Annotated in this window: 9 protein-coding genes; all 9 read right to left on the reverse strand. The window is 46.4% G+C overall.

Going from position 1 to position 12,925, the window contains the following annotated elements:
• Positions 1 to 83: 83 nt before the first annotated feature.
• The 9 genes from H8B13_RS11660 to H8B13_RS11700 all read right to left on the reverse strand — a co-directional run bounded on the left by H8B13_RS11660 (position 84) and on the right by H8B13_RS11700 (position 12,898).
• On the reverse strand, positions 84 to 920 hold the full coding sequence (locus tag H8B13_RS11660) for a glycosyltransferase family 2 protein (protein WP_187310998.1): 837 nt from the start codon (positions 918 to 920) through the stop codon (positions 84 to 86).
• A gap of 30 nt (positions 921 to 950) precedes the next feature.
• Entirely contained in the window at positions 951 to 2,111 is a 1,161-nt protein-coding gene (locus H8B13_RS11665) for a glycosyltransferase (RefSeq protein WP_187310999.1), read from the reverse strand.
• A 242-nt stretch (positions 2,112 to 2,353) separates the two neighbouring features.
• Positions 2,354 to 3,307 (reverse strand): nucleotide-diphospho-sugar transferase, encoded by a 954-nt coding sequence (locus tag H8B13_RS11670; protein WP_187311000.1) that lies wholly within the window; start codon positions 3,305 to 3,307, stop codon positions 2,354 to 2,356.
• A 3-nt stretch (positions 3,308 to 3,310) separates the two neighbouring features.
• Positions 3,311 to 4,633 (reverse strand): O-antigen ligase family protein, encoded by a 1,323-nt coding sequence (locus H8B13_RS11675; RefSeq protein ID WP_187311001.1) that lies wholly within the window; start codon positions 4,631 to 4,633, stop codon positions 3,311 to 3,313.
• A 24-nt stretch (positions 4,634 to 4,657) separates the two neighbouring features.
• Entirely contained in the window at positions 4,658 to 5,854 is a 1,197-nt protein-coding gene (locus tag H8B13_RS11680) for a glycosyltransferase family 4 protein (protein WP_187311002.1), read from the reverse strand.
• 27 nt (positions 5,855 to 5,881) lie between these two features.
• The gene (locus tag H8B13_RS11685) at positions 5,882 to 6,958 is read right to left on the reverse strand and encodes a hypothetical protein (RefSeq protein ID WP_187311003.1); all 1,077 of its coding nucleotides are present in this window, start codon (positions 6,956 to 6,958) and stop codon (positions 5,882 to 5,884) included.
• The gene (locus tag H8B13_RS11690; protein WP_187311004.1) at positions 6,955 to 7,758 is read right to left on the reverse strand and encodes a hypothetical protein; all 804 of its coding nucleotides are present in this window, start codon (positions 7,756 to 7,758) and stop codon (positions 6,955 to 6,957) included. Before H8B13_RS11690 ends, H8B13_RS11685 begins: the two co-directional genes overlap by 4 nt.
• 53 nt (positions 7,759 to 7,811) lie before the next feature.
• Complete coding sequence (locus H8B13_RS11695; protein ID WP_187311005.1) at positions 7,812 to 10,457, reverse strand: oligosaccharide flippase family protein; 2,646 nt, start codon at positions 10,455 to 10,457, stop codon at positions 7,812 to 7,814.
• Positions 10,458 to 10,513: 56 nt separating this feature from the next.
• Entirely contained in the window at positions 10,514 to 12,898 is a 2,385-nt protein-coding gene (locus H8B13_RS11700; protein WP_187311006.1) for a GumC family protein, read from the reverse strand.
• Positions 12,899 to 12,925 lie beyond the last annotated feature (27 nt).

Below are 12,925 nucleotides of genomic sequence, written 5' to 3' on the forward strand. Positions count from 1 at the left end.
CCCACCGGCCGCGCTGTAGTATATACTACAGCGCGGCCGGTGGGGGGCTTTTTTCTACTGTTTATTAGGCTTGAAACCTAACGCTAGCGCCAGTATCCAAGAATTCGGCGCATATAGCCGTTAGCCAAGAAAAGCGGGAGATAAAGAGGAGGGCAGTTACGACGTGCAAATTGAGTGAAGTCGCGCAGATTAGCGCCTCCTCTAATACTGAATAAGTGGTTATAATAATTTTTTAAGCTCTTGCGCTTGCGGTTATGCTGGTCGCCGCTTTCGTCAGGATACGTACCAAGGCGTGCGTCAAAATTTAAGTATACCTCGAAGCCAGCCAAACGAGCTTGATGGGTAAAGTCGTAATCAGCATAGTAATGTGGTAGAACATCGGCTGCAAACAATCCGATCCGATCAAATACAACGCGCGGTATCATCAACCCACGGCCAGGCAGGTTCTGACTAGGCCACTGTCCACGGCGCTGATCCGGAGCCAGATCATCTAACAAACGCCGAAAGCTGCCGGTGCGCCAATTAAGCCAGCCTCCGCTGTAGATGGGCTCTTGCGTAACGGCATCCAACTCATAAGCGCCATAAAGTGCAGGCGGCCGGCTAGCAGCCGCTTTTTTCATGTTGGCTACAAAATCCGGATACACGATTACGTCGTTATTCATCGTCATCAGCCAATCGGCCCCTTGATCTAGGGCGTAGCGTAAACCCAAGTTTACACCCGCTGTCCAGAATAAAGAACCCGAGCCGAAAATCACTTTTACTTCAGGGTACTTTTCAGCTAAGGTAGCGGCAGTACCATCTGTAGAGCCATCATCTACTATGACTACCTTAAAATCTTGATCGGTCTGCTTCCGTAGCGAGTCGAGGCAAGCCAGAGTAAAGGAAAGACGGTTGAATACTGGAATGACAATATGAAGCATGAGCAAGCGAGCAGGAAAGCAGCAGTTTGTTTAGTTAACAGCTGCGTAACTAGTTAATTTTGTTACTCTGGTGCCTTCACCAGCCGATAACCCATATAAGGGAAGTAGCCGGGAAAGTGAATCATGCATAGAATAGTGTTGCTGCACAAATTCCCGGCTAGCTTTGCCGTAGTGGTGACGTAGGTCTGGGCGTTCAATAAGCTCTTGTAAAGCATCGATAAGTGCTGCTTTCTTAGGTGGCACACAACGCCCCGTTTGACGTTCTACCACTAAATCACGTAGTCCATAAACGTCGTATACAACGGCTGGTACACCGCAACTTAAAGCCTCTAGTAACGAGTTGCCTAGTCCTTCAAATAACGAAGGCATGACGAAAATATCCGAAGCTAATAAAGCCTGGCGTACATCATGCAGCTGGCCCACGAATTTGACTACATCAGCAACCCCTAGTTTTTTAGCTTGTTGCTGCTCAGCCTCATGGGTGTCACCCTCGCCAACATGTAGATAAATTAGTGGCTGAGATAAGCGTGTACGCAGGGTTACAAGTGACTCTAGTATGACGCCATGATTTTTAATGTCGGAGCAACCTCCTACAGAAATAAGCACTATAGCATTATCGGGAATAGCAAAATGCCTTCGTGCTTCAACTCGTTCTTCAGGATTTAGTGCAGGTACAAAACGTTGCTCATCCAGCCAGTTAGGTACCAAAACGGTAGGATTGTAGTAAGTACGTGCTTCAACTTGAGCTACAGAAGGCCCGATAGCTGTAAATTGAGTTCCAAATATGCGCCGCGCTATCCAACGGTAAGCGCCACGTCGCCAACGCACCTGCCCACGAAAATCAAAGGCATTATGAACTGTGGATACAAGTTGAGTGATGCCTGCTAAGCGGGCTACTAACAGATACCAGAAGAAGTTTTGCTCAGTGTGATTATGAACAACATTAAACTGGTGCTGCTTCATAAAGCGGTACAGCCGCCACAAATGTGGTATTGACCATGTTACATAGGGACGGTGATATACCGTGAACCCTGCTTCTACCAGCGTTGAAGCATAATCGCCTACAGTAGGGCCATCAGCTAAGATATGCTGGTCGAATCCATGACTATTAACTGTTGGAGCAGCAAGGCGAAGCATGACTTCTGCTCCACTGAATCGCAAGGAGTGCAGTATATGAAGAATCTTGGGCATAGGTAGTATAGAGCGAAAGAGTGTCATTTAAATGCCCAGATGGTAATCAGAGCAGATAAAGTAATCTCTTAGCCCTTGTCATTGATGAAATTCAGGAAATGCATCATCCCTGTTGATCACTATTTTAACTCAGATTGATGCTGAGAACCTAATTGCTCTAATAGACAAGTAGAATCAATATCATCAGGCTATAAATAGACCGATAAGGCAAAAGACCACTCATAATAAAAGATGTGGCACAATTAAAGCATAGCTGCTACAGAACGCAGACGGGCCATTATTTTATCGCGAAGCGTACCACGTAACTCCCGATAGTCTGAAACGGTGTCACGAATTACAAAGCTAGGATGCCGCAATGGCTGAGGGATTTGCTCGGTAGGTAAATTAGCCCATGGATGAGAAGTATTCACTGTGTGAGTAGCGCCGCCGCCAAAACCAATATTACTAATCAGATTTACGGCAGGCATTATACTCAAGCCTGATTGCACAAGTAGCGTAAAAGACCATTGGTAATCCCAAGTATCAAGCTTCCCCTTGTGGGTAGCCCATAATGGACTTAACAGCATTCGTGCTTCCAGGGGATTAAAGAAATGCCGCCATAAATAATTCTTGCGCTGAATTTCAGGTAATAAGGGGGTAGCCGCATCATAGTGCTGCCAAGCCCGACGCCAGCTAGCCCATCCCCAAATAGCAGAATGGCGAGAGAAATAATAAGAATAATCAGGATCATGAACCCAGCCTCGCATGATATTGCTGCCATTTATGTGCATTACTCGCTTATCATCACGGTAGCGGTCCAGCAACTCTTCACAGTAAGAGAAGAAAGAGGGGTGAGGTAAGCAGTCATCTTCCAAAATAATACCCGCTTCCTCGTGTTGAAAGAACCAATCAATGGCAGTACTCACTGCTTGACGGCAGCCAAGATTCTGCTCCCGAAAAAGTGTTTGTACCGTACAAGGCCAATCTACTCCAGTTTCTATTAAGCGACGCACCGCATCACAAGCAATTGCTTCACTTGGCCGATCTGCCCGGGCGCCATCGGCTGCAACATACAACCGGGGTGGACGTGCAGCACGAATAGCAGCAAGTACACGCTCCGTAACGTCGGGACGGTTGAAGACTAAAAACAAAACTGCCGTACGAGAGGCTAAACCGTTCGTCGCGTCGGTAGAATGAGTTGAAGCGTTGACGAGCATGAATTAAACTGATAAGGGAACGGCTGGTGCACTCTGAGAAGAACTAATAACAGAGGTAGAAGCTTGATTTTCTACTAAAGGAGTACTGGCGAGATTAGCTAACGTCTTTATACGAACAAACCCTAGACCGGCTAAGCCATAAAAATATGGTGGCAAACTATACGAGTAGCCGTAAACCAAACTAGTACCAATGAAAATGCACCATGTTAGGGTTTCGGGGTCCATAGAAGGACTTTTCAGCAATTGTAGAAGTGCATATAGTTGAGGTATAGATAGAAGTATCAATCCTATTATTCCTAGATAGAATAAAGCATCAATATAAAAACTATGTAAAAAGTGGCCATGACCGTCTGGGAAGACTACTACGGTAGGTTGGTCAGGATCATAAAATTGAATAGGTAATTCAAATCCTTTAAACCGCATGCCGGCTATTGGATTATCGACAATAAAGGGCCAGTAAGACCTTGCTTGTTCAGCTCGCCATCCTCCTGTACCCTGCTTATCGTGATTTTCAATATCGGCTATATTCTCGGAGATCTTGGCAAGTACCTTAGGATTTGACACTGCCAACGTTGTCAGCGTTAAGAAGAGTAATACGGCAGGGATGCCCAGTAAAGGCAATAGCGTCTTAAAACTCAGATGTTGCCTAGCTGCACCAAGTAGCAGCACCACGTTAATTGCCAAAGAAACAACGGAGACTACCCATACTGTGCGGTGCTGAAAAAATAGAATGGCTACTGACGCTACGAAAAACAGTACAAGATGTAATGGTTTGCGTGTTTGCAGGTAAGTGTTAAAATGGAATAGCAATGGCAAAACCAGTAGATAAACAGATGCCGCAACTAACCCGCGTTCGTGATTGACAAAGGCCCCCATGCTAAGGGCTTCAGGATTGAAAAGGCTTAAATTGAGAACTAGAGCTACCCAGATCATTCCAATCAAATCTGCTAATGTGATGCGTCCAATTATGCTGTACATCCCATACATGGCAGGTAAGGTAAACAGCACCATTATTTTCTGAAACACATGGGGATATACGGCAAGTACATCATAGTGCAAGTATGATTCGGCCATGAGAAAGGCTATGCCCACTAGAGCACACCAGAATACGTAGCGAGCTATTCCGCGCAGGTACTTGTATAAAAGTATACTTAACGGTACACAGCCAGCAATAAATAAAGCCGGATAACCATCAAGGGGCGATGGTGCTGACTGCCCAAACTCGTCTACCTCTATGCGGCCTGTAATCATAGTTGAGAACAGAACGTCTAGTATCAGTACGGCCAGCAGGGGAAGAGCATATAAAAGTCGATAGCGTATCTTCATAGTTGTAGCCCTAACAAGAGCAGACTAGTATGACAAGGCAAGTATCGCTTGGGGGGCAATTTGACCAAGTATTCGGCGGTATTGTTCCTCATAAGCGGCAGTAACGATGGGTATCGAAAACCTTTCTTGCACGCTGATGATTCCTTGTTTACTTAGTTGTTCATAAAGTTGAGGTTGAGTCAATAAATGGCACAAAGCCTTAGCTATCGCCGCAGGAGAGTCGATATCGGTAAGTACCCCATGCTTTCCATTATTAAGTACCCATGGAACGGCTCCTGATTTAGCTCCTGCTATTACAGGTACCCCAGCCTGCATTGCTTCCACTAAGGTCATTCCAAACGATTCTTCACGTGATGGATGAAGCATTACGTCAAATTGAGGCAAAAGGGTAATCATTTCGGTGTGTGTGGCTTTCCCAGCAAAGTGGACACCTTCAGCAACTCCATGCCTCAAGGCCCATTGATGAGCTGGCCCATTAACTCCGTAATCAGCACCGTACAACCAATATTCCGTATCGGACCCCAATTGCTTACGCACTTCCTTGAAAGCCAACAAAGCCGAACTTACGTTCTTACGGGACGACCACTCTGCGAGCATCGAGATTATGCGTCGTTGGGGGCCAGTTGGAAATGCATGAGGACCACCCGGAGCTGGCCGAATCGCATTAGGTACCACTACTGGGTGGCGATTCGTACTCTGCAAAGCCTCGGCTAGGTACGGCGAGACAGCAGTGAAGTTTTTACCTTTACGAAGAACTTTTAGCTTCAGCAGCAGTCGTGCTACACGGTAGGGGTCAGGTACGTATCGCAGAATAAGCCACGGATCATCGTGAAGAGTAATTAGATGAGGATAGCCACTCATCAGAGCACCTAATGAGAATTCATACCCCCAATGAGCATGAACGATCTCAGGCTTATCTTGGTGAATAAATCGTGCGAGTTCCTGCCCTTCTTGCTTGAATAGGTCTAAGCAACGATGGCGCGCACGGGGCCTATAATGGCCCATATAAATTGTTAACTGGGATCCCCGCATAATAACGGGGGTAATGACGTGCGGATCTAGTGAATAAATGGATACCTGATGACCAGCTTCAATCAATCCTTGAACTAAGGGCGTAATAGCGCTTCCCCCCATACCGCTAGGAATGAAAGCATCTGCCTTTACATCTAAATAGGGGCGCAGAGCGTTTACATCAATAGTGGTAGAGAGACCAATTTTCATAGCGGCATTAAAGCAATAGGAGAGAAATCAGGTAGCGGTCGCGGGGCGATGAAGGAGTCGCTTGGCAATTAGTAATAGCCTAGGAAGCTTGGTAGCCAATGTCAGAAGGCGACGGGGCCGCCAGACAGGATGCGGTACTCCAAGATAACTACCTAAGTAGTCTGCTAATGCTGCGGGGGGCAATTTCCAGAACTGGGAGTCGCGTTTTACTACGCGTCGACATATTACAGGGATGCCTTGGGTTTTTTCATTAGGCAAATGCCATAATGTTAGCTGCGCATCCGAAGGGCGCACATTGGTATTCTGGTAAGTTGTCCAGATACGACGAATGAATGGGCTGGCGTCAGCCCATGGACGAGATAAACGGTTGCACACGAAGCTAGTCATGTACTCGTCACCATCAAAAATGCTGCGCTTGTTACGAAAGCGAGGGGGAGAGGTTGGATAAGTTTGTCTTATTTGCTCCCATGTTTGGCTAAGCTGCTCTGCTACTTCGGCCAAACGTTCACGACTACCACCTATAATCTCTCCACCGAAGTGTAAGGGCACAGCTACCGGATAATTTGAATCCAACTCCTGGTATAGGTCGCCCATATCCCGGCGGCTTAGTCCATGTATTTTAGTGTCAGGTAATGATTCTGGCTCGGCATCTAAGAGTACAAGAACATCACTCTGCACCAAACGGCTGAGCGCCGGGTCAGGCCGAGTCCAAACACAATCTGAGTCGAGCAACAAGCTATACTGACCGGCTTCAGGTTGAGACAAAGCGCGCAGCACATCAAGCTTGTAAAAAGCGTTCCGGAATTCTGTAATAAAGTGTTCTGGTGGTCGGAAAGTTTCGAAGGCTAGTGTTCTGATTTCTACGCCTATAGAATTTAAGAACTGCCGGAAGTCAATACCTTCCCAGTTGGCTACTTCTTGATCATTTGTGTAGAGTATATGTCCAGCTTCTGGATTGCAACGGACAGAAGTTGCAAAAAATACAGCTACACACTGCCAGTATACCTGCCGCCTCTTACTAGCACTAATATCAAGTAATTGTGGATACAGTGACTCGGGCGTTGTTGTATCGTCTACGCACAGACTAGTAACAATATTCATCATATTATAGACTTAACAACCGACAATAGCTTTTTGAACGAAAGCTCCTTTGGTGGTTCCTCATCATCAATGCCTGGCGTATAAAATCCCCGAAGAGAATAATCTATCTCTATTCCTTCCGCCGCGAACAGGTCTACTACTGCATCCCGGTGCCATTTCCCACGATAAATACCCGTGATAGGGGCAAAGGGAATTATAGCGTGATCAGGATAAGAATAAAGGTCGCGATTGATGGTGTAAAAGCGCTCTTTCGTCGGTTTCACCCGACGGTTGACATAAAATTCCGTCTGCCATGGATTCTCATGAGGTCGAAAGTACCGTGCTATGCGCCTGATATTCCACATGGACGCCATAGCACTAAATAAGTAGGAATCAGAATGATCAACCTCCCACAAATCAGGGAAATCGCTTGGATGGAATGGCCCTTGATTTCCACTTTCTACCAAACCTATATATGTCATCTGATGCTCAAGCATGGTATCTACCAACTGTTGTACCTTTTCTTCTGGTACGTAGTGGTCTAGAAACATGTCCTCATGCAAATACACTACAATATCAGTATCAATTTGCTTGAATGCCTCTAGTAAGCGTTCTCCATGGGGTGTATTAACGCTTCCTGTAAAGCGTGCTACCCGCGTACACGTAATATCGAGCCCCGGAAACGAGAAGTCTTTAGTTTCAGTACTCAGAAAAATTCTCCCTTGATAATGCGGCCAGTATTTTTTGAATAGTGTGAAAAAAGGCACCCAACAATCAGAGTAGCTATCAGTGCTGCTAACTAGGATAGAGTAATTAGATTTCATCAAGTGCAAAGATTAAGATCACAGCCCTTCATACACTTCACATATGTATAGGCTTACTGAAGAACAGGTGCCAGCCCTATTGCTTGAGGTGCATTTGGTAGGCGAGCTACGACATCTGCTACCGAAATCGTGCCGGAGGCAGTTCTCCCCTGAACTTGCCCACATGTAGCATAACTATAAGCAAATCCAAGTTGAATAGCCAAGCGCGCATAACAGTCATTGAAATAACCATTTGGAAATACCTCTAGTACCCTAAGCCCTTTGGGAGCCCATGTTATATTACTAAGACCCGCGCCATGAAGAGCGACAACTGTTCTAGCTTGACTAAATAGGTGTATTTGCTCGGCAAAGCTTAATTTTTCGCAGTAGACAATTTCGAAACCTCGCTCACGCAGAGCATTTTCTAGTTCTACCTCGTTGACCATAGCTCTCCTAGGTGCATAACGCCGTGAGATATAAATGTCACGATAGCCAGAAGGCAATTGTTCGTAGTTAGGAATATAAGTTGCACGCAGTATCTCTACTGCTATTGGAGGCACAAAGCCTGCATCAACCTCAGTTTGTAATAGAAGTAAATTAGGAATCCGTACAGGTTCGTCAGCTATAATAATCCTTTGATTAAAGCTGCTACCTAAGCGTAACTCTAAAGCTTGGTGTACAAACGCAGGATATTGTGTTGGAATCAAAATTCGAACCTCAGGAGCTAACTCTAATGCAGTAAGCAAATTAGGTAAGGTTTCGAAAAGCCAGTGAAAAAATGGTGAGGGTGCAGCTGCTACTACTAAGCCAGCCTCTGCGAGTTGAGTAGGACGCCGTGAGTGTAGTAAGTGTAAGTGTGGCATTACATTGCCCCAGCCCATAAGCCGGCGCACATCACCTATACTTTCAGACAAGACATAGTCAGCATTCGGAAGCCATGTTAGCCCGTTGTCAGGAGCCACGCACACATCACAAAGCCAATATGCCAGCCGTGCTTCAAAGGCTTTATAGCGTCGAAAATAGGGTGGATAATGTTCGGGGAAATTATAGTATTGGGTGGTAGGTGCTGATAAGGTGCGCATAGTGCGTACATGTGGCTTAACTGCTTCCCAACCCCATACTTCTTCTAGGGAGCGTAAAGCGGTACCAGGCAAATTACCCACCATAGAGCCCAGAAGCTTACGTTGGATTATTTGAGCCAACCGTACCCGCACTTTAGCCACGGTCAGGCGCATCTGGCTAAAAGGGCGGGCGTGCCGTAAAAAGCTCAGCTTGCTCAATACGTGTTCATCAAGTTGCATGCGGATTGGGCGATTGATGCTAACTGTTAGCATCCCAATTAGTAAAAATCCACAAAGCAATATGTGAGCCAGCAACTGTACCAAGGCTGGTACCCCCGAACCGGTAAAAACTACTGTGAGCCCGTAAGAAACTGATCCTACTACTAAAGCAGTTACAACAGCTGGTAAGTAGGTCGAAACAATATCGAAGAAAGAATAACTTAAAAGGCGCCTGCCCGCTACTAGATAAGCTATATGACGTAGCACCTCCCCTACTAACATAGCCCCCGTCAGGCCTATCAGCCCGAAGCGACTAGCATAAATCATTAGTAAGGCCTGAACTACTACATAGCTGCCTTGTAAACCCAGCTTGAAGTTGAGATCTGCCAGTGATTCAAATAAAATGCCCCCAAAAGTGGATAGCATATTTAGCCCTACAACAAAGGCCACGATCTTGACAATGGGAATTGCTTCAAGCCATTGATCACCGAGCATTACTTTGACCAATGGTTCAGCTGTAGTGGCTATGCCTACACAGGTAGGTAATACTACGTAACTCGTAAGGGAGAGAGTGGTTAGATAAGATTGGCATAATTGCTTACGATCGTTTTGTAGGGTACTGAAGGCTGGCAATAATACCCGCGCTATGCTCGTCGTCATGTTATGCACAGGTAGATACACTAGCATAAATGCTCTATTATAAATACCAACCATGCGCACGCCCAGCAAGCGGCCAATGAATAACTGGTCTAGGTTAGCTCCAAGAAATTCCAGAAAGCTTATGACTGAAACCTTACCACCAAAAGCAAATAGCGGCTTAAATACACTCCAACTAAAAAGTGGGCGTATGCTATGACGGACATTCCAATAGGCCAGTATACCTAATAAGATGCCTTGAGTAATTGTTGCTCCCAGCAAACTCCATACACCATGGCCCCGAAAAGCCATCCCTAAACCTACACCACCGTAAGAAATTATATAGGAGGCAACCTCTATTTTGCTGAGGGTCTCGAAGGCCATACGACGCTTGAGCAAGCTAACAGCCGTAGCCGATAGGCCGGTAATTAACAAGCTTACCGCCATTACCTGCAGAATTGGTACGACGTGGGGGTTCTTAAAATAGAGTGGAACTATAGGAGCTGCAAACCAGAGTATTGTGGTGCATGTAATTCCAAGCAGAACCGATACCGTAAAGGCTACGCGTACATCATCGTCGCTCAACTCGGTACGTTGAATTAGGGCTTGCTCCAAGCCCATTTGAGCGAAATAGCTGCCAAAGCTTAACACAACTCCAGCCATTCCGACTAAGCCAAAATCGGCCGGAGTAAGCAAGCGCGACATTAAGGCACTGTAGCCTACCTGCATCGCGGCAATCGCGAAGGTGGCTGTCGTGGTCCATTTAATGCTGTGCAGGATACGTGAGGATAGATTCTGACTCATTGACACAGGAAATCTGGGAGCAAAACTGTCAAGCTCGACAGTTACGCATGGCGAATTTAAGCTGTGTAGTAAGCCGATTCGCGCTTATAGCGGTACTCGTAAGTAGATGAGAAATTAACGCCATTCAGTAATACATAAAGCTGCTGGTTGCCGGTTTGGCGCTGAGCCAAGTCCTGTACTTGCGATAGCATATTGCGCTGTGTATAACGATGGCGAACCACAAAGATCGTAACATCAGTGTATTGATTCAGAATATAATACTCTGATACGAGGCCCAAAGGAGGAGCATCCACAATTACATAATCATAGGATTTACGCAACTCAGCTATCAGTGTAGCCATGCGTGGCATTTCCAGCAGCTCTAAAGCATTTTCAGGTATGGGGCCCGCAGCTAGAATAGTCAGATTAGGAATATCAGGCTGCTGTATGGCTTCAGCCAAAGAACATTCCCCATTCAAATAAGAAGATAAGCCTGCATGACGGGAGTCAAAACCAAAGTAGCCCGCGACGGTAGGCTTACGCATATCTGTCTCAATCAGAATAGTGCGTCTGCCGGAAAGAGCTAATTCGGCAGCCAAATTGGTACAGCAAAATGTCTTGCCTTCACCGGAAGTCGAGGAGGTAAAGCCTATAACACGTCGATCTGGCCCAGCCGCTACATATTGCAGATTTACGCGTACTGTACGGAATGATTCTGTTACAGCGGAGCGTGGCATCTCCATCCGGGCTAATCGAATTTTACGACCAGCATCGGCTATCAGACCCAGGAATGGAGCATTTGTAACGCGCTTGAGCTCATCAGCACTTTGAACAGTTTGAGCAGTGCGGTCGCGCAAAAGAAGAAAGCCAGCAGGAAGCATTAGCCCAGCCAATACGGCAAACATATACAATTGTTTGCCTTTGGGACTTTCCGGGGTACTATCAGACAATTGAGCGCGGTCTACTATTTTCTTGTCGCTCACGTTCGTCGCCAGCATCAAGGCTGCCTCCGTCCGCTTCTGCATTAGGAAGTTATAGTTTTGATCATTCAGAGTACTTTGAGTGCGTAAACGAGCCATCTGCCGCTCATTTTCCGGCATCTGATTAATTGCTGTTTTGATAGAAGCCAAGCGACTAGTTATATCAGCAAGGGTTGCATCAGAAGAGCGTATTAAACCAGTAAGGCTGCGTTGGAGCGACTGACGACGGCTCTGAATTCGGCTGTCTAAGGCCTGTAATACCGGGTTATCATCATTCGCACTTACAGCCAAACCAGCCCGCTGGCTGGTAAGCTGTGCCAAGTCGCTGAGCTGGTTATCGAGTACCGGATCATTTACGCCTGCGCTTGCCCATGTGCTAACCGCCTCTTCACTCGAATTGGTACGAAGGGCACTTAAAACGCTCTCATATGTGCGCCGGGTAGCCAACAATTGGGCCTTCTGACTTTCTAACTCGCTAATCTTGCCTATGCCTGAGCTTGATTGAACGCCAACGTCAACCATGCCGCGTGAAGCTCTGAAGGAGGCAAGTGCGGCTTCTGAACGCCGTAGAGAATCGGCAACCTTCGTGATCTGTGATTCGATGAACTCAAAGGTCTTACTGCCTTTTCGATTCTTATCAATAAGGTCGTTAAGCACATACGTTTCCATGAGGGTATTCAGGAAGCGCGTTTCCTTACTCGCTACAGATCCTTTACTCGTGAGCCGTAGTACTCGAGCAAAACGCTCCGTAGGCTCTACAATCAACTTGGCCTGGTACTCATTAACCAACGCATCCGGATGATTGATAACGAAATATCGCTTGGCTACCTTAGGTAATGACCTAATAGAATCAGTTGGTGTGATGGTAAGAGTTAGGTGTGGGGTACGTAAAAGTTGGCCAGGACGCACTACTTCGTTAATAGCAAAGTCGTCGATAGTTTCCAACACCTTACCTGTGCGCATATCGGTTAGGTAGGCTTTATCTGCCTCACCTTGAATATGGTAAAACCCATCGGGACGTAACTCCAGAAATAGAGACACTCCGGTTACCTGGGGGGCAATTGTATCGAGCTTTACCGTGTAACCGGCATCCTGATAATGCTCCTGAACTTTTAAGTCGCCGAGCTTATTAACAATTGAGTTAGTGACGTCAAAGTATGATACCGCAAAGTCAAGCTTTTTGAGTGTCTGCTGTACCAGCGAAGCAGAAGTAAGCACACTTATCTCATCTTCAACACTGGTTAAGTCATTCCGGCTTTCGTTGGGCGTAAGCACCTCCTGAGCCTGACGGGAGCCTGGTGTAGCGCGATCGGCTAGTTGAATGGTGGAGTGAAAACGGTATACTGGTGACGTGGTCTGAACCTTGAGCCAGGTGGCAGCCAGCAACACGATTGGTATAATGACAAAAAGATACCAATAGCGACCGAATTTGAAGAGCAAATTGCTCAGGTTCAGCTCATCCGAAGATTCCTGCTTATTCATCTGGGTAACTGAAAAGGAAAAAGCCTG

Origin of the sequence: Hymenobacter sp. BT188 (assembly GCF_014333585.1) — a bacterium.
Lineage (GTDB): Bacteria > Bacteroidota > Bacteroidia > Cytophagales > Hymenobacteraceae > Hymenobacter.

What these genes read in the sequence shown, in the direction of transcription:
- H8B13_RS11660 (WP_187310998.1), bottom strand. Translation starts at nt 920, where the DNA reads ATGCTTCATATTGTCATTCCAGTATTCAACCGTCTTTCCTTTACTCTG.
- H8B13_RS11665 (WP_187310999.1), bottom strand. Translation starts at nt 2,111, where the DNA reads ATGCCCAAGATTCTTCATATACTGCACTCCTTGCGATTCAGTGGAGCA.
- H8B13_RS11670 (WP_187311000.1), bottom strand. Translation starts at nt 3,307, where the DNA reads ATGCTCGTCAACGCTTCAACTCATTCTACCGACGCGACGAACGGTTTA.
- H8B13_RS11675 (WP_187311001.1), bottom strand. Translation starts at nt 4,633, where the DNA reads ATGAAGATACGCTATCGACTTTTATATGCTCTTCCCCTGCTGGCCGTA.
- H8B13_RS11680 (WP_187311002.1), bottom strand. Translation starts at nt 5,854, where the DNA reads ATGAAAATTGGTCTCTCTACCACTATTGATGTAAACGCTCTGCGCCCC.
- H8B13_RS11685 (WP_187311003.1), bottom strand. Translation starts at nt 6,958, where the DNA reads ATGATGAATATTGTTACTAGTCTGTGCGTAGACGATACAACAACGCCC.
- H8B13_RS11690 (WP_187311004.1), bottom strand. Translation starts at nt 7,758, where the DNA reads ATGAAATCTAATTACTCTATCCTAGTTAGCAGCACTGATAGCTACTCT.
- H8B13_RS11695 (WP_187311005.1), bottom strand. Translation starts at nt 10,457, where the DNA reads ATGAGTCAGAATCTATCCTCACGTATCCTGCACAGCATTAAATGGACC.
- H8B13_RS11700 (WP_187311006.1), bottom strand. Translation starts at nt 12,898, where the DNA reads ATGAATAAGCAGGAATCTTCGGATGAGCTGAACCTGAGCAATTTGCTC.